This is a genomic window from Pseudoalteromonas sp. Angola-30, from assembly GCF_028599215.1.
Taxonomy (GTDB): Bacteria; Pseudomonadota; Gammaproteobacteria; order Enterobacterales; family Alteromonadaceae; genus Pseudoalteromonas; species Pseudoalteromonas atlantica.
Genome location: NZ_JAQREI010000005.1, coordinates 123,692 through 150,081, shown reverse-complemented (window position 1 = coordinate 150,081; position 26,390 = coordinate 123,692). Strand labels below are relative to the sequence as shown.

26 protein-coding genes and 1 pseudogene are annotated in these 26,390 nt (G+C 41.1%); 14 read left to right on the top strand and 13 right to left on the bottom strand.

The annotated features are described in order from the left end of the window. Positions 1-54: 54 nt before the first annotated feature. The 3 genes from gcvH to PSH54_RS09285 form a co-directional block, all read right to left on the bottom strand. Positions 55-444 carry a glycine cleavage system protein GcvH gene (gene gcvH / locus PSH54_RS09295; RefSeq protein ID WP_004587592.1) on the bottom strand — a complete coding sequence of 130 codons (390 nt, stop codon included), beginning with the start codon at positions 442-444 and terminating at the stop codon, positions 55-57. A gap of 72 nt (positions 445-516) precedes the next feature. Then, complete coding sequence (gene gcvT, locus PSH54_RS09290; RefSeq protein ID WP_004587593.1) at positions 517-1,599, bottom strand: glycine cleavage system aminomethyltransferase GcvT; 1,083 nt, start codon at positions 1,597-1,599, stop codon at positions 517-519. A gap of 98 nt (positions 1,600-1,697) precedes the next feature. Further along, complete coding sequence (locus PSH54_RS09285; RefSeq protein WP_004587594.1) at positions 1,698-2,297, bottom strand: hypothetical protein; 600 nt, start codon at positions 2,295-2,297, stop codon at positions 1,698-1,700. Positions 2,298-2,423: 126 nt separating this feature from the next. Here PSH54_RS09285 and PSH54_RS09280 point away from each other — a divergent pair, with 126 nt between their 5' ends. After that, entirely contained in the window at positions 2,424-3,272 is an 849-nt protein-coding gene (locus tag PSH54_RS09280) for a LysR family transcriptional regulator (protein ID WP_029772013.1), read from the top strand. A gap of 199 nt (positions 3,273-3,471) precedes the next feature. On the opposite strand, the gene rlmB is transcribed toward PSH54_RS09280, so the two are convergent. From rlmB to PSH54_RS09255, 5 genes are all read right to left on the bottom strand, one after another. Continuing rightward, on the bottom strand, positions 3,472-4,215 hold the full coding sequence (rlmB, locus tag PSH54_RS09275; RefSeq protein ID WP_029772012.1) for a 23S rRNA (guanosine(2251)-2'-O)-methyltransferase RlmB: 744 nt from the start codon (positions 4,213-4,215) through the stop codon (positions 3,472-3,474). Continuing rightward, positions 4,212-6,713: a ribonuclease R gene (gene rnr / locus PSH54_RS09270; RefSeq protein WP_273605994.1), complete on the bottom strand. Its 2,502-nt coding sequence runs from the start codon at positions 6,711-6,713 to the stop codon at positions 4,212-4,214. Before rnr ends, rlmB begins: the two co-directional genes overlap by 4 nt. A gap of 146 nt (positions 6,714-6,859) precedes the next feature. Continuing rightward, on the bottom strand, positions 6,860-7,474 hold the full coding sequence (locus PSH54_RS09265) for a response regulator transcription factor (protein WP_004587598.1): 615 nt from the start codon (positions 7,472-7,474) through the stop codon (positions 6,860-6,862). A gap of 2 nt (positions 7,475-7,476) precedes the next feature. Beyond that, positions 7,477-8,574, bottom strand: a complete 1,098-nt coding sequence (locus tag PSH54_RS09260; RefSeq protein ID WP_273605993.1) for a sensor histidine kinase — start codon at positions 8,572-8,574, stop codon at positions 7,477-7,479. Beyond that, the gene (locus PSH54_RS09255) at positions 8,571-8,741 is read right to left on the bottom strand and encodes a hypothetical protein (protein ID WP_273605992.1); all 171 of its coding nucleotides are present in this window, start codon (positions 8,739-8,741) and stop codon (positions 8,571-8,573) included. Before PSH54_RS09255 ends, PSH54_RS09260 begins: the two co-directional genes overlap by 4 nt. A gap of 158 nt (positions 8,742-8,899) precedes the next feature. Between PSH54_RS09255 and PSH54_RS09250 the strand changes: the two genes are divergently transcribed. The 4 genes from PSH54_RS09250 (at position 8,900) to queG (ending at position 13,293) form a co-directional block, all read left to right on the top strand. After that, the gene (locus PSH54_RS09250; protein ID WP_054982831.1) at positions 8,900-9,766 is read left to right on the top strand and encodes a DMT family transporter; all 867 of its coding nucleotides are present in this window, start codon (positions 8,900-8,902) and stop codon (positions 9,764-9,766) included. Continuing rightward, positions 9,763-10,464, top strand: coding sequence for a glycerophosphodiester phosphodiesterase (locus PSH54_RS09245; protein ID WP_055252750.1), 702 nt, complete (start codon positions 9,763-9,765; stop codon positions 10,462-10,464). Before PSH54_RS09250 ends, PSH54_RS09245 begins: the two co-directional genes overlap by 4 nt. Before the next feature lie 360 nt (positions 10,465-10,824). Further along, positions 10,825-12,042 (top strand): methyl-accepting chemotaxis protein, encoded by a 1,218-nt coding sequence (locus PSH54_RS09240; RefSeq protein ID WP_273605991.1) that lies wholly within the window; start codon positions 10,825-10,827, stop codon positions 12,040-12,042. Between the two features lie 117 nt (positions 12,043-12,159). Beyond that, complete coding sequence (gene queG, locus PSH54_RS09235) at positions 12,160-13,293, top strand: tRNA epoxyqueuosine(34) reductase QueG (protein ID WP_054982668.1); 1,134 nt, start codon at positions 12,160-12,162, stop codon at positions 13,291-13,293. A 30-nt stretch (positions 13,294-13,323) separates the two neighbouring features. Here the strand turns inward: queG and PSH54_RS09230 are convergent, their stop codons facing one another. The 3 genes from PSH54_RS09230 to PSH54_RS09220 all read right to left on the bottom strand — a co-directional run bounded on the left by PSH54_RS09230 (position 13,324) and on the right by PSH54_RS09220 (position 17,094). Beyond that, positions 13,324-14,451, bottom strand: coding sequence for a response regulator (locus tag PSH54_RS09230; protein ID WP_024033288.1), 1,128 nt, complete (start codon positions 14,449-14,451; stop codon positions 13,324-13,326). Between the two features lie 49 nt (positions 14,452-14,500). Then, a complete protein-coding gene (locus PSH54_RS09225) occupies positions 14,501-16,492 on the bottom strand; it encodes a sensor histidine kinase (protein WP_273605990.1) in 1,992 nt (663 codons plus the stop codon). A 110-nt stretch (positions 16,493-16,602) separates the two neighbouring features. Beyond that, positions 16,603-17,094 (bottom strand): GNAT family N-acetyltransferase, encoded by a 492-nt coding sequence (locus PSH54_RS09220; RefSeq protein ID WP_273605989.1) that lies wholly within the window; start codon positions 17,092-17,094, stop codon positions 16,603-16,605. Positions 17,095-17,176: 82 nt separating this feature from the next. Between PSH54_RS09220 and PSH54_RS09215 the strand changes: the two genes are divergently transcribed. From PSH54_RS09215 to PSH54_RS09190, 6 genes are all read left to right on the top strand, one after another. Further along, positions 17,177-17,749 carry a glutathione peroxidase gene (locus PSH54_RS09215; RefSeq protein WP_273605988.1) on the top strand — a complete coding sequence of 191 codons (573 nt, stop codon included), beginning with the start codon at positions 17,177-17,179 and terminating at the stop codon, positions 17,747-17,749. Between the two features lie 79 nt (positions 17,750-17,828). After that, positions 17,829-18,110, top strand: a complete 282-nt coding sequence (locus PSH54_RS09210; protein WP_004589432.1) for a peptidylprolyl isomerase — start codon at positions 17,829-17,831, stop codon at positions 18,108-18,110. Positions 18,111-18,165: 55 nt separating this feature from the next. Next, positions 18,166-18,744, top strand: coding sequence for a glutathione S-transferase family protein (locus PSH54_RS09205; RefSeq protein WP_064384752.1), 579 nt, complete (start codon positions 18,166-18,168; stop codon positions 18,742-18,744). A 17-nt stretch (positions 18,745-18,761) separates the two neighbouring features. Next, positions 18,762-19,112, top strand: coding sequence for a DUF2750 domain-containing protein (locus PSH54_RS09200; protein WP_004589430.1), 351 nt, complete (start codon positions 18,762-18,764; stop codon positions 19,110-19,112). 153 nt (positions 19,113-19,265) lie between these two features. Continuing rightward, positions 19,266-19,946 (top strand): hypothetical protein, encoded by a 681-nt coding sequence (locus PSH54_RS09195; RefSeq protein ID WP_029774055.1) that lies wholly within the window; start codon positions 19,266-19,268, stop codon positions 19,944-19,946. Between the two features lie 148 nt (positions 19,947-20,094). Continuing rightward, positions 20,095-22,668: a M1 family metallopeptidase gene (locus PSH54_RS09190; protein ID WP_273605987.1), complete on the top strand. Its 2,574-nt coding sequence runs from the start codon at positions 20,095-20,097 to the stop codon at positions 22,666-22,668. A gap of 65 nt (positions 22,669-22,733) precedes the next feature. Here PSH54_RS09190 and PSH54_RS09185 read toward each other — a convergent pair whose 3' ends face one another. Together PSH54_RS09185 and PSH54_RS09180 are read right to left on the bottom strand one after the other, a co-directional pair. Further along, a complete protein-coding gene (locus PSH54_RS09185; protein ID WP_004589427.1) occupies positions 22,734-23,099 on the bottom strand; it encodes a hypothetical protein in 366 nt (121 codons plus the stop codon). A 63-nt stretch (positions 23,100-23,162) separates the two neighbouring features. After that, entirely contained in the window at positions 23,163-24,035 is an 873-nt protein-coding gene (locus PSH54_RS09180) for a hypothetical protein (protein ID WP_273605986.1), read from the bottom strand. Between the two features lie 116 nt (positions 24,036-24,151). Between PSH54_RS09180 and PSH54_RS09175 the strand changes: the two genes are divergently transcribed. From PSH54_RS09175 to yjjG, 3 genes and pseudogenes are all read left to right on the top strand, one after another. Next, positions 24,152-25,051 (top strand): phosphoribulokinase, encoded by a 900-nt coding sequence (locus tag PSH54_RS09175; protein WP_004589425.1) that lies wholly within the window; start codon positions 24,152-24,154, stop codon positions 25,049-25,051. A gap of 63 nt (positions 25,052-25,114) precedes the next feature. Further along, positions 25,115-25,658 (top strand): annotated as a pseudogene (gene yjjX, locus PSH54_RS09170) (inosine/xanthosine triphosphatase). Continuing rightward, positions 25,658-26,332: a pyrimidine 5'-nucleotidase gene (gene yjjG, locus PSH54_RS09165; RefSeq protein WP_273605985.1), complete on the top strand. Its 675-nt coding sequence runs from the start codon at positions 25,658-25,660 to the stop codon at positions 26,330-26,332. The pseudogene yjjX and the gene yjjG overlap by 1 nt, the downstream one beginning before the upstream one ends. Positions 26,333-26,390: the final 58 nt, after the last annotated feature.

Here is a 26,390-nt window from a genome sequence, read left to right as displayed (position 1 = left end):
AATCATAAAAGCCCCAAAAACAGTGAATGGGGCTTTTGTCATCTACTTAGAGTATTACTCTTCGTCGATTGTGTTAGCGTAGTCTTCTGCGCTAAGTAGGTTTTCAAGCTCTGACTCGTCAGTTGCTTTAATGCGGAATAACCAGCCGTCACCGTATGGGTCGTTGTTAACCGTTTCTGGTGCGTCTTCTAGCTCTTCGTTAATCGCTACAATTTCGCCGCCAACTGGTGCGTAAATGTCTGATGCAGCTTTAACCGACTCTGCTACTGCACAGTCTTCGCCTGCATCTACTGCATCGCCTACTTCTGGCAGTTCTACAAATACCATGTCGCCAAGCAGCTCTTGCGCATGCTCAGAAATACCCACAGTAAATGTACCGTCACCTTCGTTGCGAACCCACTCGTGAGAAGAGGCGTATTTTAAATCGCTAGGGATATTGCTCATTATTTTGTTCCTTTGGTTTATATTGGGAGGATACCAATCACAATAATTATTGTGATTGGTATAACCAAATTTTTAAATGATTGATTTGCCGTTACGTACAAAGCTAGGCTTTACTACTTTAACGTTAACTAATTTTTTGCGCATTTCTACTTGGGCTGTATCCCCTGTTGAACGCGGTACACGTGCAAGGGCTACACTAAAACCAAGCGTTGGTGAGAAAGTACCTGAGGTAATTACCCCTTCACCACCTTCAACAATTACTTTTGAGCCGCTACGCAATACGCCTTTTTCTTCAAGCACTAAACCAACAAGTTTATGGGTGCTTTTTTCGGCGCGTTGCTTAACAAGTACGTCACGACCAATAAAGTCACGATCTTCAGGCTCCCATGCAATAGTCCATGCCATGTTAGCTGCAAGTGGCGATACGCTTTCGTCCATATCTAGGCCGTAAAGGTTCATACCTGCTTCTAAACGTAGCGTGTCGCGTGCACCTAAACCGGCTGGCGCTACACCTGCATCTAGCAGTTGTTGCCATAAATCGGCTGCTTGCTCGTTCGGTACTACAATTTCGTAACCGTCTTCGCCAGTATAACCCGTTGTGGCAATAAATAAATCACCCACTTGTACGCCAAAAAATGGCTTCATGCCTTCAACGGCTGCTTGTTGCTCAGCATTTAAAAGTGTGGCTGTTTTTGCTTTTGCGTTAGGGCCTTGTACTGCAATCATTGCAAACTCTGGGCGCTCAGTTACGGTTACTGTAAAGTCGGCAGATACTTTAGCTAAGTGAGCTAAATCTTTTTCGCGGGTGGCAGAATTTACCACTAAGCGATAAAACGTTTCGCTAAAGTAGTAAATAATTAAATCGTCGATTACGCCGCCTTGCTCGTTAAGCATGCCCGTGTAAAGCGCTTTACCTGGTACGGTTAATTTTGCTACGTCGTTTGCTACTAACTTGCGTAAAAATGCTTTTGCTTGTTCGCCTTCAATATCAACAATGGTCATGTGTGATACGTCAAACATACCTGCATCGGTACGCACTGCATTGTGTTCTTCTATTTGTGAGCCGTAGTTGATTGGCATTTCCCAGCCATGAAAATCAACCATTTTTGCGCCTGCTTCAAGGTGCTTAGCATGTAGTACAGTTTTAGAAGTCATAACATTCCTTCACTTTTAAATTAACCCTGTGCGGGCGTGGCTTAAATAGATTTAACTCAACAGGCAAACACGGTTATGTTTACCGGTTATTTTATGTATTAGGCAGCTTCGTTTTGCATTAGGGCAAAACCTTGTGCTTGTAAGTGCTGTTGCCATTTTTGTAGTTCTTGTTGCTTGGCTACTAACACAAAGTGCTGTTCGTCGTTTTTATCTATGGCGGTAATAAATACTTCGCCACTTTGCGCGCCATAACATAGTTGTGGGTTAGATAAACGCAGCCCTGGCGTTAATTTAAACGCGCTAATTAAGGTATCAAATGCGTTTGCTCCACACAGCGCAAGGGTTGCAAGGTCGCTACGTAGTACATAATCAATATCAAAACGAAGTTGCTGCTCGTTTATCAGTGCTTGTAATTGCAAGCTTGCGCTGTGCGGTAATACAAATCTAAATGCGGTTTCGCTAAAGTAATAAACGGCAAAGCTGTAATCAGAATTTAAATCGCCATCAAGCGTGCCTTTTAGGCCTAAGCCGCTGGCTGTAAGCTTTGTGAGATCTAACCCTAAAATAGTGCTTAAAAATACACTGGTTTCACTGCCACTAAAATCCATTACAACGAGGTTGTTATTTGCTTGCACGGCATTGGTAACTGCACTTGCAGCATTGCTGTGGCGGGCAAACATTATTGGGTTAAAAGTCATAACAAACACCTGTGTATTTTTGATACCAAAAGTATATTGCGCCACTGTGACAACAACAAATTGTAATTATTTATCAATTGATAAATAATACTTATATATGTAGCTATATAAATTGTAATTTTAAATATGAAAAACATATCAACCGACAGTTTGCGTACCTTTGTAATGGTTGTTGAGGTAGGTGGATTTGCAAAAGCCGGCGACCTTCTGGGGTTATCGCAGCCTGCGGTAAGCTTGCAAATTAAACGCCTTGAAGATTTACTCGGTTATAAATTATTTAAAAAGCAGGGCCAGCGCCAGGTACTTAATCAGTACGGTGAGCTACTTTTGCCTATGGCAAAACAAATGATGCAGTATAACGATGCTATTTTGCAGCAGTTCACCTCAGAGAGCATAACCGGTAAAGTGCGCTTGGGTATTCCTAGCGAATTTGCAGCACGTATTTTACCCTCAATTATTGGTGATTTTGTCTCGCTTTATCCTGAGGTATCGCTGGAGGTTAAATCGCGTTTAAGTAAACATTTGCTGTCGGCCTCAAGGCAAGATCAATTTGATCTTGTTTTAGCGCTTAACGAGCGCCTTAATTCAGACAAGTTCCCTATTTTTATGCAAGACGAGCTAGTATGGGTGGGCGACCTAGCACAGGCAAAAAATGAGGTAGTAACCTTAGTCACCGCGCCCGAGGGCTGTATTTATAGACGCCGCGCTACAGATGCACTTAAAAGTGCCAATATAAAATACCGTATTGTTTACAGCAATGCCGATTTAACCGGCCTTATTGCCGCTTTAAAAGAAGGCTTAGGTATTACTGTACTGGCTAAAAGTACGGTGCCAAGCGATCTTAATTTTCAGGCGCAAAGTAAATATTTACCAGCTCTTGGTAGCATAGGCATTAGCTTAATAAAAAGCGGCGGCGAGTCGGAGCACGCAGTAGACAAACTCGCTGAGTTTATCGCATTACGTTTAGGCTATTAGTGCGCGTTAGCGATTTGCTTAACCTGTAAAATTACCAACTACGCTACATAAAAAACGCCGAGGTTAAAATAACCTCGGCGTTTTGTAAGCTAAACCTGGCGCTAACTAAAACCCTCATTTAAACGATTAAATAACGAGTTTTTGTCTATCGACACGCTTAGCTGCCTAATAATAAATATATTAATTAAGCAAATGGATATTAGTTATTTACGTTACGTTGGCGTAGCACTTCAAATAAACAAATACCGGTGGCTACCGATACATTTAAGCTAGAAACACTTCCTGCCATCGGAATTTTAACTAACACGTCGCAATGCTCACGCGTTAAACGGCGCATGCCCTCGCCCTCTGCTCCCATTACTATTGCCATTGGTCCAGTAAGGTTTGCATCAAACACATGGGTGTCTGTTTCGCCAGCGGTGCCCACAACCCATACGCCTGCATCTTTAATTTCGCGAAGCGTACGCGCCAGGTTTGTTACCTGAATAAGCGGTACGGTTTCGGCTGCGCCACAGGCTACTTTACGTGCTGTGCCGTTAAGCTTGGCCGACTTATCTTTAGGTACAATTATAGCGTGAACACCTGCTGCATCTGCGCTACGTAGGCAGGCACCTAAATTGTGCGGATCGGTTATGCCATCTAGTACTAATAAAAACGGCGTGTCTTCGCGAGCAATGATCTCATCTAAGTCTTTTTCGTTGTAAACACGCGCAGCTTTTACATTGGCAATAATGCCTTGATGCTGCTCATCGTTTGCTTTGTTATCTAGCGCTTTTCGCTGCATAAATTGTACAGAAATACCAAATTTACGTGCTTCATTAATAATCGGGGATAAGCGCTTATCATCACGACCTTTTAGGGCATAAATTTCTAAAAAACGCTCTGGCTCTTTTGCTAAAATTGCTTCAACAGAGTGAAAGCCAAAAATTAATTCATTACTCACGTATTGTTTGCTCCTGGGCTATTACGTTTACGGGCATTTTTGCCTGGTCTTTTAGGCTTTTTAACTGCCTTTTTTTTCGGTTTTTTCTTAGCGGTGGTTTCAGCGGCTTTTTTACCGGCTGGTTTTGCGCCAGACTTACCCGCTGGTTTGCCTTTGCTTTTACTGGCTGGTTTTTTACCAGCTTTGGGTTTTTCATCGCCTGATGTGTTTTTTCCAGGGATTTTACCCGCTTTAAGCTGCGATCTTACACTTGCTGGTGCATGGCTTGATTTACCGCGCCCTGCACCTTTAGCTGAGCCACGGCGACGCGCGTATCTATCTTGAGCTACATCACCACTGAGCGTTAAATTTATACGGCGCTCATCTAAACTTACCGAAGCAACTTGTACCGTTACTTTATCGCCAAGGCGGTAAACGGTATGTGTATGCTCGCCAATTAGGGTGTGTTTTGCACCATCATGATGGAAGTATTCATCACCTAAATTAGTAACATGGATCAGGCCATCAATTTGTAAGTCGTTTAGGCGTATAAATAAGCCAAAGTTAGTAACGGATGAAATAACCCCGTTAAACTCATCACCCACGTGGTCTTGCATAAACTCACATTTAAGCCAGTCGGCAACTTCACGCGTTGCGTCGTCTGCGCGGCGCTCGGTGGTTGAACACTGCTCACCTAGTTGGTCTACTTCATCATCGGTGTACGCGTATGCGCCCGATGTTTGCTGACCTTGTGCTTTTATTACCGCTTTAATTGCACGGTGTACCACTAAATCAGGGTAACGGCGAATCGGTGAGGTAAAGTGTGCGTACGCAGGCAGCGCTAAGCCAAAGTGGCCTATGTTGTCTGGCTGATAAACCGCTTGCTTCATTGAACGAAGCAGCATGGTTTGAATAAGCTCGGCCTCTGGGCGGTCGCCTAAACGGGCTAACACTTGGGTAATTTCTTTCGGTGTAGGCTCATCGCTTAATGTGCTTTGAATGCCAAGCTCACTTAAAAACTGAGTAAAGTTACCTAGTTTTTCTTGATCTGGCTCATCGTGCACACGGTAAAGCGCACTGGCTTCGTGTTTTTCTAATAATTTAGCCGCCGATACGTTGGCTAAAATCATACATTCTTCAATCAGTTTGTGCGCGTCGTTACGAACAACCGGCACAATTGATTCTATTTTACGGTGTGCGTTAAATACAAAACGCGTTTCGAGCGTTTCAAACTCAATAGCACCACGGGTTTGGCGCGCCGACTTAAGCGCCATATACATTTGCTGTAAGTCAGTTAAATGTGGCACAACGGGTGCGTATTCTTCGCGTAGTTTTTCATCGCCTTGTAAAATGGCATTTACTTTGGTGTAGGTTAAACGCGCATGCGAGTTCATCACCGCTTCGTAAAACTTATAACCCGAAAGCTTACCTGCGTCTGATACCGTCATTTCGGCCACCATACACAGGCGGTCTACTTTAGGGTTAAGCGAACATAAACCGTTCGACAACACTTTTGGCAGCATTGGAATTACTTGCTCAGGAAAATACACTGAGTTACCGCGAGCAATCGCTTCTTTATTTAGCGGCGTGTTCATACCTACATAATGCGATACATCGGCAATGGCTACCCATAAGCGCCAGCCGCCAGATTTTTTACGCTCACAATATACGGCATCATCAAAGTCGCGGGCGTCTTCACCATCTATTGTGACCAGTGGCAGGTCGCGTAAATCTACACGGCCTTGTTTGTGGGCTTCATCAACAAACTCACCTAAATGAGCAACTTGTTCTTCCACTTCTTCTGGCCAAACATGAGGAATATCGTGATTGCGCAGTGCCACTTCTATTTCCATACCTGGCGCTAAATGCTCGCCCAGTACGTCAATAATTTTACCTACCGCGTTCATGTTACGGCTAGGATTTTGAGTGATTTGCACTTGCACCATTTGGTTATGACGCGCGCCGTTTTCACTGCCTGGCAGAATAATAATATCTTGAGTAATACGTGGGTCTTCGGCTACAACAACTGCAATACCATGCTCAACAAAGTAACGCCCTACAATAGGTGCGCGCTCGTTGGTAAGTACTTTAATTATGCGGGCATCACATTTTGAGCCTGAGCCACGTTTTGTGCCTTTAGCAAGTACGATGTCGCCGTGCAGCACCATGTTCATTTGATGCTTGGCTATAAACCAATCTTTGCTCTCGCCTTCAACTTCTAAAAAGCCAAAACCGTCTCTGTGGCCAATTACTTTGCCTTTGGTTAAACCGGCTTCGTCAATTAGGGCGTAACATTTAAACTTATTAAAATACAATTGGCCATCGCGCTCCATGGCACGAAGGCGGCGCTTAAATGCAATTTGGCGTTCGGTATCGTTTACAGCTAATTCATCACAAAGTTGCGTGAAGTTAGCAGGTTTTGAACGCTCTTGAAGGTGAGTAAGTATAAACTCACGACTAGGGACTGGGTTTTCGTACTTTTCTTGTTCTCGGCTGAGATTTGGATCTTGGTTTGACATTCACTATCTTGTTAGTTGGTTATGTAGGTATTTTAACCCATATACGTAAAATGAGACAGGTAAAAGCGTATGAAACTTTTAATAAACCGCTTTAATAAGTAAAACATACGCTTAATGACCTTAATCATCACTTAATATAAGTGCGATTATAACCAGCCTTTTTGCTTTGCAATACGCGCTGCATCTACGCGGTTAGTGGCATTGAGTTTTGCGATAGCATCGGATAAATAATTACGTGTTGTGCCTTCGCTTATAAACAGCTGTTTGGCTATGTCGCTTGTTTTTAAGCCATCGCTTGCAAGCTTAAGTGCTTTGCGCTCTTTATCGGTGAGCGGGTCGGCATCATCAAGCGCGTTAATGGCAAGCTCTGGGTCTATAACCTTTTGCCCTTGCATTACTTTTTTAAGTGCATTGATAAGCTCATCACTTGGTGCTTCTTTTAAAATGAAACCTTTAACGCCTAGGGCGAGCGAGCGCCTAATATAACCAGCTCGCGAAAACGTGGTCATAATAACCATTTTAATGGTTGGGAACGTGGCCGCTATTTGCTCACTTAGCTCTATACCGCTCATGTGTGGCATTTCAATATCGGTTAAAATTATGTCTGGCAATGCCTCATCAGCCAGTGCTTTTATTGCATTAAGGGCATCTTGGCCGTTACTGGCCTGGCCTATCACTTCAATATTAAAATCAAGGCTTAACAATGCCCCTACAGCGTCGCGCACGAGTGCTTGATCTTCCACTAAATATACTTTGATCATTGTTAATCCTTAGCTGAAATTGGCAGCATTACGTTTAAAGTAAACTTCTCGCTACAGGTAAACGCGGCATGGCCATTAAGTTGCTCTGCACGCTCTTTAATACCATTTAAACCGTTACCTGCGTTTAACGTGCTGCAAGGTGCGTTATCAACCACACTTATATGCAGCTGATGCTGTGTTTGCTCTATATTTATTTCGGCGTTTTTATTACTGCTATGGCGTAATAAATTAGTCACCGCTTCTTTAATTATAAGCCCTGCGATCCCTTCTACTTTAGGAGGCAAGGTATTTAATACAACATTAAAGTTAACGTTAAAGTCTTGCTCTATTAGCCTTTGCTTAAGCTGGGCTATTTGGCTTATTAAATTAAGTTGTTTTAAATCGCTTACGGCGTTTCTTACATCGCTAAGTAACTGCCTTGCTAGATCTGCTACTTGTGCTATTTCGTTATTGGCTTGTTCGTAGCGCTCTCCTTGATTTAGCTTATTAGCAAGCTCAGCTTTTAAAGCAATAGATGATAGTGAGTGGCCTAAAATATCGTGTAGGTCGCGCGCTATTCGTTCGCGCTCAGCAATGGCGGCCAATTGCTCTAATTGGTTAGCACTTTCTTGTTCGCGCTTTTTATGCAGGCGCTCTTTTTGGGTTGCAATGCCAAAAGCCAGCAGCGCCCCTGAAATTAATAAAGTGCCGGCTAAAAAGTATTTTATGTTTGCTATATCTGCCAAATAGGCGCTTAACGCCACCGTAAATATAAGGCTAAAAACGGCATATAATCTACTTTTTTTAGCGTATGACTCACCAGCTATAAACGCGATAAAACCAAATAATGTAGAGGTACCTGTGGTATAAAATGTGGCGCTAAAACACACCACTAACATAATAACAAACAGCGTTGTTATACGCTTTGTTTCACAGTGCATGGCTTTTATGTAAAGCAAAATAAATACAATATAAAACGCCACGCTCATTACAATGGTATTGACTGGCAAGTTAGATAGATTAAAAAGAGTCGGAAGCAAATAAAACCCAGTAAAAATTAAAGGTGCGTATTCCCAAAACTTTTTATTACTGGGCTTTGAAAGCGTATTTGTTGTACTCATGCCAGAGCCCCTAGTTCATTGTTATTGCTTATAACATTATTTTTATTAATAAATACAAATAACACAAAAATACTAATGAGTATAAAGTAATCATTTATTGAAACACTAAAGCTAAGTGATTCTAAAAACTCGCTAATAGCGAGACTTATTAAAATTAACGTATTCATAGCCACCTCCCATTAAGATAAGTTAACTATGCCAAAGCCAAAAAATAATAAGAGTGTGAAATGTCATTAACTTTGCTGACATTTGTCATGTTTTAAAAATTTCATCCTGTGAGTTCTCACCCAGTGATAAGATAATAAAAAAAGGAGTTCTCATTTAAATGCAGCCACAACAGCAAAGCCTGATTTACTTACATATTGCCGTGTTACTTTTTGGGGGCACCGCCCTTTTTGCAAAGTTAATAGGGTTAAATGCTATTGATATTACGGTGTATCGTACCGCTATTGCTGGCATGGCAATTTTGGCTATGCTGTACTTTCAAAAAAAACAAATTAAGTTAAATAAACCAAAAGATTATCTCATTGCGTTATTTTTAGGTGTAGCGGTAGGCATGCATTGGGTTACTTACTTTGCAGGCATGCAAATGGCGGGCGTCACTGTGGGTATGCTGGCTTTTTTTAGCTACCCAGTAATGACAGTATTTTTAGAGCCCTTGTTTAATAAAAGCAGGCCCCAAGCAAAAGATATTATAAGCGCAGCTGTGGTTGTATTTGGTATATATTTACTCGTACCCAGCGCAAATTTAGGCGACGATGTAACCTTAGGGGTTATTATGGGTGTGGTTTCGGCTTTGTTTTTTTCGATTAGAAATATTACCCATAAGCGCTTTTTTAGCCAGTATGGCGGCCCACAAACCATGTTTTATCAAACCTTAGTGGCAAGTGTTATGCTTTGCGCATTTATTAAGGTCCCTGTGTATGAGGTGAGTAACCACGACCTTATTTTAATTGCTGTGGCGGGTATTATTTTTACCGCTACACCGCACTCGCTATTTGCAGCGAGTTTAAAGCACTTATCGGCAGCTACTGCGGGGTTAATTTCGTGCTTGCAGCCGCTTTACGGCACTTTGTTGGCTATTGTTATTATTCATGAGCGGCCAACGCTACTAACACTTATTGGCGGTGCACTTATAGTCAGTGCAGCCTGTTTTGAAACGTGGTCTATTACTCAAAAGGCTAGAAAATGAAAATATTTGCGCACCGCGGGGCAAGCGGCAATTACCCTGAAAACACTAAAAGCGCTATTTTAGAAGCGTTAAATGTAGGGGTAGATGGCATTGAAGTTGATATTCAAAGTGCGCTTGATGACTATATGCTCATACACGACTCGTGGCTAGATAGAACCACCAGCGGGCACGGTAAAGTAAGCGACTTTACCGCGCAGCAACTTAGTCTGTTGGATGCCGGTAACGGCGAGCAAATCCCCACTCTACAGCAATTACTTGATTGGAATAACAATAAAACATTACTCAATATAGAGCTTAAACATACCTTTGAGCTTGAAAAGTTTGCCACTATTTTAAACAACAATATTGCTAAAGGCGTTATTACTAAAGGTAATATTTTAGTGTCGTCGTTTGATCACCATCAAATTCATTGGCTTAAAAATAGGTTACCGTGGTTACACATTGGCGCGTTAACCTCATCAATTCCGTTAAATTATGCACAGTTTGCTCAACAGTTAAATGCGTATAGTGTTCATGTAGACAAAAGCTTTGTAAATAAAGCTTTTGTAGATGATGCCATAGCGCGAGGCCTGCAAGTTTATGCCTACACCGTAGATAGGCCAGAAGACATGGATTTTATGCTAAAAATTGGGGTGCATGGTATTTTTACTAATTACCCCGCTCGCTCTAAAAAATATTTAGCAAACATTATTACTTGAGTTAACGGTAACTTAGTCGATAATCTAGCTAGGGCGTGATGATCTTTGCGGATTGAAATTTGTTCAATCTAGGGGCGATTAAATCGCGGCGCGAGGCTTGTAACCTAGTGGGCTAAGTAAAAACCGAGTAAAGCTTCCGCGTCCTGCTCACGCCCCTTACCTACATCCATGTAGGCAACAAAGAGTTTATCGCCCTTAGGCAGAACCCAAAGGGCAGCGCATGTTTGGCATTTATGCAGCGTTATCGCCTATTTATGGGGAATAACCACACTTCATAGGCTCTGCCTTGCCTAAAAGCCAAACATACTGCTGCAAATTCAACCATCAAAGGTCAACACGCCCTAGATGGGTAAGCAATAAATGAGTGGTGTAATGCAATTTTATAATTATATTGAGCAAACATTTTTTTATACGCTTACGCGTAAAATAGTGGGCAACTTAAGCTTTGTTTTTTTGTTTCAGGCCATTACGTTATTTTGGTTATATCAAAGCTTAAGCGAGCAGCACAGTACTAGCGCATTTTGGTTGTTAACCTTGGTTATTGTAGCGGGCTTTGCCTTTACTATTTTTTATATGCGCTATTTAATAGTGCGCCCTGTAAAAGCTATGTGTGACACTTTAGTAAACATAAACCAGCAAGAGGCTAATTTAGCCGCCAACTTACCGCAATTTTCTTTTGACGAATTTAAAGAACTAAGTACGCAATATAACTTATTTACTAACCACTTAAGTGATTTACTAAGTACAACTCACGCCAGCGCTAAAGCCAGCGAGCAAAGTAATGTTGATGTAAATACCGCTATGCAAAATACGCAGCAGTTAAGTGAGCAGCAAACACAGCTAAGCCACAATATTATTAATGCGAGTAACCAAATAGTGCAAAGCTTAGAGGGCATAGTGAGCAATACCGACAGCGTGCATAGCGTAAACAGCGAGCACTTAGACTTTGTTAAGCTTTCGTCGCAAGAGCTTGCAAGCTTAGTCGATAAAGTGTCGCTTATTGGTACCTTGCTGCAAAGATTTTCTAAAACGGTGTCTGGCCTTAAAGAAAACAGCGAAAATATTCGCAGCATTTTAAAAATGGTTGAGGAGTTTTCGGATCAAACTAATTTACTGGCACTAAACGCTGCCATTGAAGCGGCACGCGCTGGTGAAGCTGGCAGAGGATTTGCTGTTGTTGCTGATGAAGTACGTACATTATCGGTAAAAGTAAGTGGTGCAACCCGACAAATAAGCGACTTTATTAACCAAATGAATGAGCTGGTTAACGAAACCAATCAAGAAAGTGAGCAGTTAATTAGCCACTCAAGTACCGCACAAAGCGCCATTAGTAATACCTCTGAAGGGTTTAAAACAATGCTAGGTGAGTTTGAACAAAACCAACAGCAGCTACAGCAAATAGCGGATGCGGTGCATACGCTAGAGCAAGCGCAGCAGCACACTCACCAATCGGTAGAGCAAATTGTTACCTTAGGCGAGCAAGCTAAAAGCGCTATTGATCATGCACTAAGTAATAGCCAGCAATCACATGCACTTAGCCAACAAACACAACAGCAATTAAAGCGTTTTGTGCAATAAGCAATTACAAAACAAAAGCCGAGCGGTATATTGCCTTAATATTTTAACTGGCAACATTCAACAGCGCTTTATAAATATGGTAAATTACGCAGCTAATTATTTAAGTGTGTAATGTGTGTGAGTAACTCAACCCCTAACTATCAACAGCTAGCCAAAAATATTAAAGCCTGGGGCCAAGAACTCGGCTTTAGTGAGGTGGGTATTACCGATATAGACCTATCTAAACACGAAGCACAATTACAGCGCTGGTTAGATGCGGGCTACCATGGCTCTATGGATTATATGGCAGCCCATGGCATGAAGCGCGCTCGCCCTGCTGAACTAGTCCCTGGCACCCAGCGGGTTATTTCGGTAAAAATGAACTACCTGCCCCCTGATGCTAGTTTTGCCAAAACACTAAAAAACACCGAAAAAGCCTACATTAGCCGCTACGCATTAGGGCGTGACTATCACAAATTAATGCGCAACCGACTAAAAAAACTGGGCCAAAAAATAGAGCAAGAAATTGGCGATTACGGTTTTAGGCCATTTGTAGACTCTGCGCCTGTGCTTGAGCGCCAGCTTGCTGAAAAAGCGGGATTGGGCTGGCGAGGAAAACACTCTTTATTAATAAACCAAGAAGCTGGGTCGTGGTTTTTTTTAGGTGAGCTTTTTGTTGATTTACCCCTGCCAATAGATAATGAAAACACGTTTGAAGGCTGCGGTAAATGCGTTGCTTGCATTACGCTTTGCCCAACAGGGGCAATTGTAGAGCCGTATGTGGTAGATGCACGCAAATGTATTTCGTACTTAACCATTGAGCACCAAGGGCCTATACCTGAGCAATACCGTGCATTATTAGGGAACCGAGTTTATGGCTGCGACGATTGCCAATTGGTTTGCCCATGGAACCGTTATGGTCAAATTACCGATGAGCAAGACTTTCATCCCCGTACGCAATTAAAAAACAAAGACTTACTTGAGCTATTTGACTGGGACGAACCTACTTTTTTAAAAAATACCGAAGGCAGCCCAATTCGCCGTATTGGACACGAACGTTGGTTGCGTAATTTAGCGGTGGGTTTAGGCAATGCCGATTTTAGCCCTAGCATTATTAACGCTTTAGAAAGCAAACATGAGTCTAGCTCGCAGCTAGTAAAAGAGCATATAGAGTGGGCGCTTGAGCAACAAAATAATAAACAACGAGAACAACTTCGTAAAACACAGCGCCTAATTAGAATTGTCGAAAAAGGCTTACCTCGTGATGCGTAAATCACTCAGGTGAGCCTTATTATGAGAGGTTTATTTTTTAAGTAACAAAGATAAATCTTGTTCAATTTCAGCAAAGGCGGCTTTAACTTGTTTAACCGACTCTTCTCTGGCAATTGAATTTTGAATAGTTTCGTCCACTTTTTTATAAATAAACACCTCTTGGTCTTCATCTAATCCCATTGTGGGTATGCGCACTTCAAGGTCTTCTTGTAATTGCTTGAATACCTTTTCGTTACTTTCGCGGTTTTCGTTTAGTAACCCAATCAAGCCATGAAACTTACTATGCACTGTGCTGGCTACATCATTTAGCTTTTGCTGCTGCGACTCAAGCATTTGCTTGGTCATAATTGCACGTAACTGCTGTTCAGTCACACTGACAATAAAACAAACGTGGTCACGAATACGCCCGTGTTTATCTGGGTCGTGATCTGGCATGTTCAGAATTAACAAGCTAATCATCTCGTAGTTAACTAATATTCGGTGAGAAAACTCATGTAAGCGACCTTTGTTTTTAAGCATATCAAACAGCTCAATTACAATCGGCGAACACACTCCATTAAGGGCAAAGTGCTCTATTGTATCGCCATGTCTAAATTCAACATTACTTTGTAGGTCAAACGTTTGTAAGCAGTCTATTAAGGCTTTACCTAAATCTTGCGGATTATTAATAAAACCAATGTTTTCAATGTAATTAACTATTTGCCCCATTTCGCTACTGTTTGCCATAGCGTTAAATGCCGTAGATGTTGCATCTTCTACTTGTTTTTCAAGGCTTTGTTTTTCTATTAATACTTGGTTTAAGTTTTTAAGTTTTGATTTAAGCTCATCATGCCCAAACGGTTTTACAATGTAATCCTCAGCACCGACTGAGTAACCTTCCATACGCTCTTCAACCGTTCCTCTAGCGGAAACAAACATAACAATTATATGCGCGGTATTCGGATTCGCCTTTAATGCTTTACACACTTCGTAGCCATTCATTTGCGGCATACTTACATCAAGTAAAATAACTTGGGGCATATAGCCTTCAACCATGGCTAAACACTCAGGGCCGCTTGTGGCAACTTGTAATTCGAAATCAAGATCTTCTAAAATTTCTTCAATAATTTCAAGGTTGAAAGGTTCATCATCTACAGCAAGAATTTTAGTTAAGGCCATATTTTCATCATCCAATTAAATATCATTTAAACATTACTTACACATATAATTAGCTATCTTGCACTGCTAGCTTATCATCGGCTAAATGCTCATCTAAATCTATTTCTAGGGGTACCTGAATCCTAATTGTTGCACCACCATCGCTATTATTACTTGCCGTAATTTCGCCTTGATGAAGCGCTACAAACTCTCTACAAAGCGCAAGCCCTAAACCAGTACCACCAGCGCCACTGTTCGTTTTGCTGCTTTGTACAAATTTAGTAAACACGTGCTCTAATTCATCCTCAGGTATACCTATTCCATTGTCTATTACATCAATAATGGCGCTATCTTGATCAGCCATTAAGTTCACTTCAATACGACTTTTAGGTTCGCTAAATTTAAGTGCGTTACCTAACACATTGCGCAATAGCTGATTAATTTGCTCTTCATCACACTGCACAACCACTGGCCCGGGTTTTGAAAAAACAATTTCAATTTCTTTTTCCATAGCCGTACCAGAGACATCATCAATACTGGTTTTTATAATGCTTTCTATATTGTATGGACGTGGGTTAAATGGAAATTTCCCTACATCCAATTTAGATAAATCAAGTAAGTTGTTTAATAACGACAGTAAACGCTCGCCGCTGCTTTCAATACGAGATAAATATTTTAAGAGTTTATCTTTAGCAAAATCGCCCGCTTCTAACTTACTCAAACCAAATCGTGAAAAGCTTAATATAGAGTGCATAGGGGTGCGTAACTCGTGCGACATGTTAGCCAAAAATTCCGATTTGCTTAAATTGGCAGCTTCGGCCACATTTTTAGCATGCTCTAGCTGCGAAGTACGAGCTCGCACTTGCTCCTCAAGTAGGTCTTTGGCTTCAAGGAGTAATTCTTCTTTTTGTTTTAAGTGAGTTACATTTTTAAATATAACCGCTAACGCAATTTCGCCATGGTGGTCTATTTCGTTAAACGAGCCAACCAGCGGAATATACCCGCCGTCTGTTTTTTGCAAACGTAGGTCGCTACTAAATTGGCGGTTACGATTGAGTGTGCTGATTTTATTTTTTATTTCAGCACTTGATTCCTCATCTAAAAATTCAAATACAGAAAAGCCCGCGAGTTTGTCAAAGGGTAGCTTAAACAGCCTTAAGCAGGCATCGTTTGCTTCTATTACTTTGCCGCTGCGCTCAAATAGCATAATGGCGTCAGGCGTATTTTTATAAATAACTTGTAGTAGGCTGTCTTTTTCGATTAATGCATCAACGGTATCTTGCAAACGCTCAACTAGCTCAGCGTTACGGCGTTTTAAAAGCTCTGTTTGCCACAATTTATGTACCGATTGCAGCAGTACGCTATCGGTTAGAGGCTTTATTAAAACATCTTCGACCCCTTTACGAATTGCCTCAATCATTGAAACTTGCTCAGGGCGTGCGGTAAACAATAAGCATCGGCAATCTGGTTGAGACATTTTAATAGCAGAAAAAATATTTAAACCGGTGCCATCTTCAAAGCTAAAATCGCTAATTAAAATATCTATACTGTTTTTATTAGCCACTGCCACCGCTTCAGTTGCGCTGGTTGCGGTTAGGGTTTTGATATGCGCCCCGACTAAATTACTTTTCATTTTTTCAAGGCGCTCAGGCATATGATCAACAAGTAAAATAGTGGGGAGTTTTAGAACGTGACTAGAGCCAAGCTCTAAGAGGTTTTCGAGTAATGAGGTAATTTCTTTATTTGAAAAAAACGGATAAATAACCGTTGCATCAGGGACTAGCTTATTAAGCTCACTAAAGGCGCTAAGTTGCTCACCGCTTTCGGCTTTAGGGGCAAGTAATACACATCGGTCTTGTGAGATTTTTTGAGCTAACGACTTTATTACTTCACACGGCACTCCGTAAGCACCAATTACCAAGTCATACTGGCTGGTGTTAGAGTATAAATCAATCATAGAGTAATGAACGAGCTCAGCCTCACAACCTATTAATTCTAGTAAAACTTTCACTCTCATTGCGATAACACTGCTGCTATCTACAATTAAAATTTTTCGACTCATTAAGCCACACTATCGTAAACACTTTATATGTTAATAGCGTAGCCTATAATTTCTTAGTTGGTATAGGTTGTTAGACTTAATTTTGATTTTTTTACCGATAAGCTCCACAACTATTTTGGTAGATGCTTACCGAATATTGTTAAACTGTAGCGTGTGTTATCCATTACCGCGATATGAGGCAACTCACCCCATACGCTAAAACCAAAGTGCTTGAATAACTTAATACTTGGTAAGTTGTGGCTAAATATAAAACCAAGCAATACATCAATTTCGAGCTGTTTAGCCTCTATTTGGGCAAACTCCATCAGCTTTTTTCCAAGCCCTTTACCTTGCGCCGCTTTGGTAATATAAATGCTCATTTCGACGGTGCCATCGTATGCGGGGCGCCCATAAAACGATTTATAACTTAGCCAAGCAAGTACTTGGTCATTTTCGCAATAAACATAAATAGGCCGCTTATCGGTGTGGCTATTAAACCACTCACGTTTGCTCTCTACCGATACTTCTTCGGTATCGGCGGTCACCATACGCGAGGCGATCGTTTCGTTGTATATTGCGACAATGGCAGGCAAATCTTCTATAGTGGCTAAACGTGTAGTCATAACAGCTTAATATTGTTGATCACTTTTGTGCATATTAGCGTAAGATAGACTAGTCAAACAATTATAAATTTAGGCGTTGAGTATGTTAAAAAAAACGATACTAGGGCTCAGTATTTTTATTACGAGCTTAGCTGCCCAAGCAAATGACACGTTACCCAGCAAACAACAGCAGCAACAATGTGAAGACTTTACAAATGTAGAGATACGTAAGCTGCGCTCAAAAGAATCCTTAAACTTATGCCAATTTAAAAACCGCCCTTTGCTCATTGTAAATACAGCAAGCAATTGTGGTTTTACATCTCAATTTGAAGGCCTTGAAAAAGTACACCAACAATACAAAGACAAAGGTTTGGTGGTATTAGGTTTTCCATCTGATGATTTTTTTCAAGAAGAAAACGATGAAAAAGACATAGCAAAAGTGTGTTTTATTAATTACGGCGTTACTTTTACTATGTTTACTACCAGCGAAGTTCGCGACAGTGATGCAAATCCAATATTTAAACACTTAAACGCGCAAACCAGCTCACCTAACTGGAACTTTTATAAATATTTAGTTTCAGCTGATCGCAAAACAATTAAACGCTTTAACAGTAAAGTAGCTCCTAATTCAAAAGAATTAATTGATGCAATTGAAAATACGCTACTCATCAATTAAGTTTATACTGGTACTGCGAGTTAAAACTAACTAGACTGGCTTTAATGGTTAAATACACCAACTTTAAACAGGAGATTTTATGGCAGTGGCAAGTGCAAGGCACATTTTAGTAGACAGCGAAGCAGAGTGCTTAGATTTAAAAGCTAAGATTGAACAAGGCGAAGACTTTGCAGAGCTTGCAAAAACATATTCAAACTGTCCTTCTGGTCAAGACGGCGGAGCACTTGGCGAGTTTGGCCCAGGTATGATGGTACCTGAGTTTGATAAAGTTGTATTTTCAGCACCAATTAATCAAGTTCAAGGCCCTGTACAAACACAGTTTGGCTATCACTTACTAGAAGTGACAAGCCGCTCAGAATAACGTTGACTTATCGCAACACAAAAAGCCGCTTATGCGGCTTTTTTTAGGAGCAATTATGAAACTTATAGGATCTAACCCTTCTCCATTTGCGCGCAGAGTAAGAATGTGGGCAGCACAAAACAATGTTGACTTAGCGCTAGTAAACCTAGATATTTTTTCTGAGCAAGACCGCCCTACCTTAGCCAGTAACAACCCAGGAAGAAAAATACCGGTTTTAATTGATGGTGATTTAACGCTAAGCGATTCAACCATTATTTTACGTTACCTTATCGCCAAGGCTGGTAAAACACCACTAAGCTGGTCGCAAGAGCACCTACTTAATATTATTAACGCCTGTAACGACTCGTTAGTAGAGTTAGCACTTAGCAGACGCTCAGGGTTTGATACTAACGACGATAAATTATTTTTTAATCTGCAAAACGAACGAATTGCACAAACATTAAGCTATTTAAATAGTCATTTAAACGATGATGAATTTAAAGGCTGTGAATGCCTTAACATCAGTTTATACTGCCTACTTGATTGGATTTGCTTTCGTGAATTAACAGACTTTAGCCAACACGCTGCTTTAGTCAGTTTTTATAACGACTATGGCACGCGTCAAGCTGCAGTAAGCACCGATCCCAGACTCTAAACAAATAAGGTAAACACATGAGCGATATTGAAATTGAATCACAACTAGTTAGCTTTGTAGAAAAAGTACGTTTAAGCGAGCAAGTGTGGGCGTTAGGTGGCGACGACGGCGGCTTTGTAGTGTGCGAATCTAACCAGTTTGCCGAAACGGATGTACTGCTTTTATGGGAAAGCGAAGACGCAGCAAAAGCCCAGTGTAAAGAAGAGTGGCAAGAATTCACGCCTGTAGAAATTAATTTAGATGAATTTTTAGATGAGTGGGTAGAAGATTTAAACGAAGACAGCGCATTAGTTGGTTTAAATTGGAATGACGACCAAGTGTGTGTAGAAATAGAGCCTGTTGGCTTAGCACGCGCACTTAGCGAATAACTGCCACTATCAATTAAATAGTGAATACAACACCTGCTTTTTAAGTGGGTGTTTTTGTTTTGTAGCTAAAAACATAAATACTAGAATCGATACTCGCATGTTTATCTGTTTTAAGTATAAAATATAACATGTCATTAATTTCAAGGGATTACGTTGAAAACCCATCTTGGCCGCCGCCCTTTTTCAGCAATGGAACTGCATACGCTTTATAACGGCTATATTTATGGCGACTTTAAAGTAGCAAGAGAGCAAGCAAAGCATTGGCATTTTTGGTTGCCTTTAATTGCCTATTACAGTGGCGCATATAGCGATGAAATTGGCTGCTTAACGCTTGACGATCTTGAGCTTAAAAATGGCATTTTATGTTTTAATTTTCATACTAATGGAAAAATAAAAGCGCGCTTGGTTCCGGTGCATCAAGCCTTAGTTGATGCAGGGCTTAACGACTTTATTGCCTTTGTTAAAGCACATAATCACACACGTTTGTTGTTTGATTTACCGGCTAAGTCTGGCCGTTACAGCGAAAAAGTACGCATTTGGTTTACTGGTGAAGGTGAGCGTGCGGGTTATTTGCAAAAATGTGCCATTCCCACTGTTGATCAACTCGGTATGAAAACCGCCATAAGTAGCCTACGACTTAATTTTGAGCAACAAGTACGTATTTACGCATTACAGGCTAATTCAAAAGACGCCTTTAATTATTTAATGGGGTTTAACGAATACCCCAATGATAAATTTGACGATACCGCCTTACTAAACAACGTAATACAGCAAATTCGCACCATTAACCCACAGCTGCACTGGCAGCGCTTTAAGCTGCGCCAGAGCCACTGACACTATTTGTTACTATTTTAAATCCAAGCAGCCACTTTATTAAATTACTCTCATAAAAAAAACTGCTAGGATATCTAAATCTCAATTTTTAAGGGCATAGAAATGCCTGTTTGAGTCAGTTTCTAACAACAACAATCTAGGGATCACTATGTTTTTAAAAAGCCTATTAACAGTAAGTGTTGCTTTAGCAATGACTACTGCCAACGCTAACGAGTTCGTTATCGAAAAGCTTGCTAAACCAAGTTCACAAAAGGTGTCGTTAACACTCGACCCAAGCCAAGACACCTTTACAGGGATGACAGAAATAGCCCTAGAAGTGTTAAAACCCACTCATTACATTGAACTTAACGGCGTGGCTTACGCTGTTAAAATGGCGCAGTTACTAGGCGATGAAAACTGCGACTTAAATAACGAAATGCTAAAAACAGAAAAAGTAAAATTTAGCTGTGATGAGCAAATTCAACCGGGGAAGTACACCCTAAAAATAGATTTTTCTGCGCCGTATAATCGCCAAAGTGTAGGCTTATACAAAACAATTGATCAGGGCACACCTTATTTATTTACTCAGTTTGAAATGAATGATGCACGCCGTGCATTTCCGGTATTTGATGAACCAAGTTATAAAATACCGTTTCAGTTAACGATTACAGCGCCAACGTCACAAAAGGTTTATGCCAATACGCCAGAGCTTAAAACCACAGTTAACGGCGAGATGACAACGCATTACTTTGATAAAACGCCACCTATTCCTTCTTATTTAGTGGCTATGGCCGTGGGCCCTTTTGAAGAGCTTGAAATACAAGACATGCCAATTCCAGGGCGTGTTATTACCCCGCAGGGTAAAATACATTTAGCTGATTACGCAAAAGAGAACATGCCAAAAGTACTTGCTGCACTTGAGGCGTATTTTGGTATCCCTTATATTTATAAAAAGCTCGACTCGGTAGCAGTACCCGAGTTTCCTTTTGGCGCAATGGAAAACTCAGGCCTAGTAACCTACCGCGAAGATATATTACTGGTTGATTTAGCAGCTGCTACACGCAGTAAAAAACAGCGTAATGTGTCGATTATTGCTCACGAGCTTGCCCATCAATGGTACGGTAACTTAGTTACCATGAAATGGTGGAACGACTTATGGTTAAACGAAGCATTTGCCAGCTGGATGGCGGCAAAGGTTACTAAGCAGCTTAATCCAGAATTTGAATCTCACCTCGATTTACCACAAAACAACGTAATGGCATTAGATGCTCGCTTAAGCACTAAGCCGATTCGTAAACCGATTAAAACCGAAGCCGATATTATGGATGGTTTAGGGCTTGCCTACAGTAAAGGCAGCGCAGTACTGGCTATGGTTGAAAACTGGATTGGTGAAGAGGCATTCCAAAAAGGGATTCAAAGTTACTTAAAAAAATTCTCGTATAAAAACGCCGAAGCAGCCGATTTATGGGAAGCACTAGGTAAAGCTTCTAATAAAGATGTTGCGAGTGTTTTAAAATCATTTATTGAACAGTCTTCTTTTCCGCTAGTAGATGTAAAACAAGACGGTAAAAAAATTACTATATCGCAAAGTCGCTTTGCTAATGCTGGTGTAGATGCACCCGCACAGCTTTGGAATGTCCCCGTTGGGATAAAATATGGCGCTGGCGATAAAGTAAAAACAGCCAGTATTTTACTCAATAAGCAAAGCCAAACCTTAACACTTGATTTTGAGCCACAGTGGATTTATCCCGATGAAGGGGCGCTAGGTTATTACCGTTGGGTAATGGACGATGCGCAGTTTGATTCGCTAATAAAACATGCTCCGCAAGCACTTAATGATCGTGAGCGCTTAGCGCTGCTCTCTGCCACTGATGCACTACTTGATGCGGGTGTAATATCGGCGGCTAAGTTAATGCAAACCTTAGAAGTATTTGTGAGCGATGATCACCCTCGCGTTGCAAATACAGCGCTGGGCTATTTGGTATCGCAAAAAAATACCTTTAAAGATGAAAGCAACGAAGCGTTATGGCCTGAGTTTATTCGCAGTGCAGTAATGCCTGCAGCTAAAAAATACTCACTTGAAGCACAAGCTGGCGAAGACGGTGCAGTATCGCAACTACGTGCGGGTGTTGTGTCCTTACTTGGTTTTGATGGCGAAGATCAACGTGTGATCAGCAAAGCAAAAGAGCAAACGCAAGTGTACTTAAACGATCCGCAAAAAGTGGATCCGTATTTAGCAGCTACCTACTTAAAACTTGCCGCCTATAATGGGGATAAAGCCTTACTTGATCAATTTATGGCAACCTTTAAAACCACTAAAGATCCACAAGTACGCACAAACATGCTGGCTGCAATGGGCTTTATGGGTAAAGCGCAGTTACAAAAGCAGGTATTAGCGTACACCCTAACCGACGAAGTAACCGCGTCTGATATGCGCACTATTTTAGCGGGTCAAAGTTATAGCGAGCCACGCCAAGCACTATTTATTGAGTGGATATACAACAATTACGACAAGGTAACACAAAGCTTACCGCCGTTTTTTGTGCCTAACTTACCGTACTTTACAACCGCGCGTTGTGATGAACAAAGTTTAGCAACCACGCAAGCATTCTTTAAAGATAAAATTGAAGAAACACCGGGCTACGCGCGTACGCTAAGCAAGCTTGAAGAAAGTACCCATGACTGTATTGCGCTTAAAGAGCGTGAACTGGCATCAGTTAATGACTTTTTAAAAAGCAAATAAGCTTAATTAAAAGCAAATAAGTATAATTAAAAAAGCCGCTGAGTTATTCACTCAGCGGCTTTTATTTACCCGTTAATAATCTGTGTTAGCTTAGCAATAAAGTCTTTTGCTGCTTGCTCTGAATTAATTTTAAAGGCCACACCATAGTGAATCGGCTGCGCACTTTTGTGAATACGTGTAGGAAAGCGTGTCATCTCGCTACTATGAAAATAACCTTGTACTCGTGTTACCTCATCAATTGTTGCAAAATCATCGCTAAACACTTCAAAGGCTGGCCGAATAATTATTTTGCCTTTACCCGCTTCGCTGTGGGTATAAATTGCTTCTTTAGAATTTGCTAACATGTACTCAGCAATGTTTTTAATTTTAAAGTTGCTTCTGCACTTTAACTGAATGAGCTGCTCTGTTAACTCATCTGCACTATAAGCCACGTGGTGATCCCTTTAATGTTTAATTGTGCATTACATTAGCCTATACGCGCTGCAAAGTCCGAATTATTTTACATCGCATACAAAGGCAAGTTTGTCGTTTTTATAACTCATTCGCGTTATGTTTGTCTCGCAATATGGGCTTAAGTTAAGCCATTGAGAAACCTCATCGCTGCCGCTTAAATTACGCATATATACACGGTTTTTAACCGCATAAGCCACTGTATTAGCATCTTTTAAAATAAAGTCTTGTACTTGCTCTGGCAATCTAAGTAAATCTTCTACCTGTTTAGATTGCGGGTTAAAGCTTGCTAAAATATGCTGATCATTTTTTGTGTAACTAAATAAAAATGTTGCGGTTTTACTGTTATAAATAAGCGTACGCCCTATGTTACTTGCTACCACCTCGCCTTTTGCCGCAGCAACCGAAGTATATTGCAATGTATGTGGCTCACCTAAAATAAACATCACTAAATCGCTTTGAGCGCCCCATGCGTGGTAGCCAACAGGTTCAATCCAATCAAAAATACGGCTTGGTGCTTGCTCAATATTGAGTGGGTATTGCCACAACTTTTGTTTGCTATCTTGCTCTACCACAATGGCCGATAAACTTTGTTTTGAGGGCATAACAGTGGGCGAATATTCGCTCACTGGCGTATTTGTTATGTTGCTTACTTGCTTGGTTGCTAAATCATAATAGGCAATATCGGTTTGACTTTGCTCGCTTGAAATAACTTCATGGGTGAAATAAATACCCTGGTTTGTTAAATAAGGTTGGTTGTTATAGCTATTTTTGTCGCTCACTATACTCACTTGCATACCGTAGGGTGTATTTAAATCAGCAAGTAATATTTGGCTTTTAGGCATGCTAGCCTGCGCTGTAGCAAGGCTTAGCGCCGCTAAAGAGACTAGCCCAAGCCATGGTTTAATAAGTTTCATGCTTTCTCTCGTTTTATTTTTAAGCACCTCATGATAACGTTATTTGCCGATGGCGTCACTTGACCTAAGTCAGTCAACTCTTTATAACTAACTTGGTCCTAAAAAAGAGAAAATACATGTCAGCTAAACATCCTATCATTGCTATTACAGGTTCGTCGGGTGCGGGAACTACCACTACCACCAATGCAATTAAACATATTTTTCGTAGCCTCAACATTGATGCGGCTTTTATCGAAGGAGATAGCTTTCATCGTTACACGCGCCCAGAAATGGATAAAAAAGTACGCGAAGCACAACAAGAAGGTAAACACATAAGTTACTTTGGCCGTGAAGCCAATGACTTTGGCGCATTAGAAACCTTATTTGGTACCTACGGCGAAACAGGCCAAGGCAAATTGCGCCGTTACTTACATACCTTTGATGAAGCTGTACCTTATAATCAATTACCGGGGACCTTTACCCCTTGGCAAGATCTTGAAACAAACACTGATTTAATGTTTTACGAAGGCTTGCACGGTGGCGTGGTTGATCAGGATCATGATGTAGCTAAGCACGTGGATCTACTTATAGGCATGGTGCCTATTATTAACCTTGAATGGATCCAAAAATTGATCCGCGATACGCAAGACCGTGGCCACTCTCGCGAAAAAGTAATGGACTCCATTGTACGCAGTATGGATGACTACATTAACCACATCACACCGCAGTTTTCGCGCACCCATATTAATTTTCAACGTGTGCCAACGGTTGATACGTCAAACCCATTTAGCGCAAAAGATATTCCTTCGCTAGATGAAAGCTTTGTGGTTATTCGCTTTAGAGGAATTGATGACGTTGATTTTCCGTATTATTTACAAATGATTGAAGGCAGCTTTATGTCGCGTATAAATACCCTTGTGGTGCCAGGCGGTAAAATGGGTTTAGCAATGGAGCTGGTGCTTACCCCGCTAATTAAAGACATTATTGTTAAAAAGCGTGCTCTTGAAAACCTAGCCCCTTTAGATATACCCATTTAGCCCCTCTTTTATGATTTACACTTCTGACGTACACTGCTGCTTTTGCTAACAGTGAGGGAAAACGTGTCGCACTCATTAAAAATTATTGTGGGCTCTAAAAACCCAGTAAAAATTAACGCTGCAAAACATATTTTTGCAATGTACTTTCCTAGTTACGAAATTGATTGCCAAGGCGTTGATGCTCCCTCAAATGTTCCCGATCAACCAATTGGCGAGGAACAAACCCGTATAGGCGCACAAAACCGAGTTACTTACTGTAAAAGCATGTACCAAGCAGATTACTACTGTGCAATGGAAGGCGGTGCAGAGCAATTTAGCTATGGAGCTGCAACCTTTTGCCTATGTTGTGATTAATAATGGCTCTGAGCAAGCGATAGGACGCAGCAGTAACCTGCCGTTACCGCAAGTGTTATATAACGCGCTGCTAAGCGGAGATGAGCTTGGTGATGTAATGGATAAAGCATTTAACACCCATAATGTTAAGCAAAAAGGCGGCGCGATAGGACTTCTCACAAACAATCATGCCACTCGCCAGAGCACCTACACCCAAGCGCTTACCTTAGCTATGGCTCCTTTTTTACACCCTAGCCTTTATCAGGAAAATTAATGAAATACAGTTATGTACTGTTTGATGCAGACGAAACACTATTCAGGTTTGATATTTTAGCGGGAATGACCCGTATGTTTAAAGCGTACAACATTGAGTTTACCCAAGCCGATTACATCCATTACCAAAAAACTAATAAGCAGCTGTGGATAGATTATCAAGATGGAAAAATTAGCGCCGATTACTTACAAGTAACCCGCTTTAACGAGTGGGCTGTAAAATTAGGAGTACCCGCTAAAGAGCTAAACGATGCATTTTTAGACGCTATGGCACAAATTTGTGAACCACTCCCTGGCGCAATCGATTTACTAAATGCACTAAAACCGCATGCACAATTGGGTATTATTACTAATGGCTTTGCCCGTTTGCAAGCCCTGCGCCTAGCGCATACCGGCCTTGAAAATATGTTTGAGTGGCTGGTTATTTCGGAACTGGTAGGCATTGCTAAGCCTAACAAGGCTATTTTTGAGCACACATTTGAGCTTATGGGTAACCCAGACAAAAGCAAAATATTAATGGTGGGCGACACTGCCTCTAGCGATATTTTAGGAGGCCATAATGCCGGTATTGATACCTGTTGGCTACAGCACCCAGGCGAGCAGTTACCAGCAGGCATAAGCCCAACCTACACCATAACTGAACTGGCACAGTTACCAACAATTTTAGCGCTTTAAGCTGCGCGTTAATTATTAAAAATTAATAGTAATTAGCTGCAACTCGCTAATTTAAGGC

Bases quoted from the DNA above. Each gene is read 5' to 3' on its own strand.
- gcvH (WP_004587592.1), bottom strand. From the start codon at position 444: ATGAGCAATATCCCTAGCGATTTAAAATACGCCTCTTCTCACGAGTGG.
- gcvT (WP_004587593.1), bottom strand. From the start codon at position 1,599: ATGACTTCTAAAACTGTACTACATGCTAAGCACCTTGAAGCAGGCGCA.
- PSH54_RS09285 (WP_004587594.1), bottom strand. From the start codon at position 2,297: ATGACTTTTAACCCAATAATGTTTGCCCGCCACAGCAATGCTGCAAGT.
- PSH54_RS09280 (WP_029772013.1), top strand. From the start codon at position 2,424: ATGAAAAACATATCAACCGACAGTTTGCGTACCTTTGTAATGGTTGTT.
- rnr (WP_273605994.1), bottom strand. From the start codon at position 6,713: ATGTCAAACCAAGATCCAAATCTCAGCCGAGAACAAGAAAAGTACGAA.
- PSH54_RS09265 (WP_004587598.1), bottom strand. From the start codon at position 7,474: ATGATCAAAGTATATTTAGTGGAAGATCAAGCACTCGTGCGCGACGCT.
- PSH54_RS09260 (WP_273605993.1), bottom strand. From the start codon at position 8,574: ATGAGTACAACAAATACGCTTTCAAAGCCCAGTAATAAAAAGTTTTGG.
- PSH54_RS09255 (WP_273605992.1), bottom strand. From the start codon at position 8,741: ATGAATACGTTAATTTTAATAAGTCTCGCTATTAGCGAGTTTTTAGAA.
- PSH54_RS09250 (WP_054982831.1), top strand. From the start codon at position 8,900: ATGCAGCCACAACAGCAAAGCCTGATTTACTTACATATTGCCGTGTTA.
- PSH54_RS09245 (WP_055252750.1), top strand. From the start codon at position 9,763: ATGAAAATATTTGCGCACCGCGGGGCAAGCGGCAATTACCCTGAAAAC.
- PSH54_RS09240 (WP_273605991.1), top strand. From the start codon at position 10,825: ATGAGTGGTGTAATGCAATTTTATAATTATATTGAGCAAACATTTTTT.
- PSH54_RS09230 (WP_024033288.1), bottom strand. From the start codon at position 14,451: ATGGCCTTAACTAAAATTCTTGCTGTAGATGATGAACCTTTCAACCTT.
- PSH54_RS09225 (WP_273605990.1), bottom strand. From the start codon at position 16,492: ATGAGTCGAAAAATTTTAATTGTAGATAGCAGCAGTGTTATCGCAATG.
- PSH54_RS09220 (WP_273605989.1), bottom strand. From the start codon at position 17,094: ATGACTACACGTTTAGCCACTATAGAAGATTTGCCTGCCATTGTCGCA.
- PSH54_RS09215 (WP_273605988.1), top strand. From the start codon at position 17,177: ATGTTAAAAAAAACGATACTAGGGCTCAGTATTTTTATTACGAGCTTA.
- PSH54_RS09210 (WP_004589432.1), top strand. From the start codon at position 17,829: ATGGCAGTGGCAAGTGCAAGGCACATTTTAGTAGACAGCGAAGCAGAG.
- PSH54_RS09205 (WP_064384752.1), top strand. From the start codon at position 18,166: ATGAAACTTATAGGATCTAACCCTTCTCCATTTGCGCGCAGAGTAAGA.
- PSH54_RS09200 (WP_004589430.1), top strand. From the start codon at position 18,762: ATGAGCGATATTGAAATTGAATCACAACTAGTTAGCTTTGTAGAAAAA.
- PSH54_RS09190 (WP_273605987.1), top strand. From the start codon at position 20,095: ATGTTTTTAAAAAGCCTATTAACAGTAAGTGTTGCTTTAGCAATGACT.
- PSH54_RS09180 (WP_273605986.1), bottom strand. From the start codon at position 24,035: ATGAAACTTATTAAACCATGGCTTGGGCTAGTCTCTTTAGCGGCGCTA.
- PSH54_RS09175 (WP_004589425.1), top strand. From the start codon at position 24,152: ATGTCAGCTAAACATCCTATCATTGCTATTACAGGTTCGTCGGGTGCG.
- yjjG (WP_273605985.1), top strand. From the start codon at position 25,658: ATGAAATACAGTTATGTACTGTTTGATGCAGACGAAACACTATTCAGG.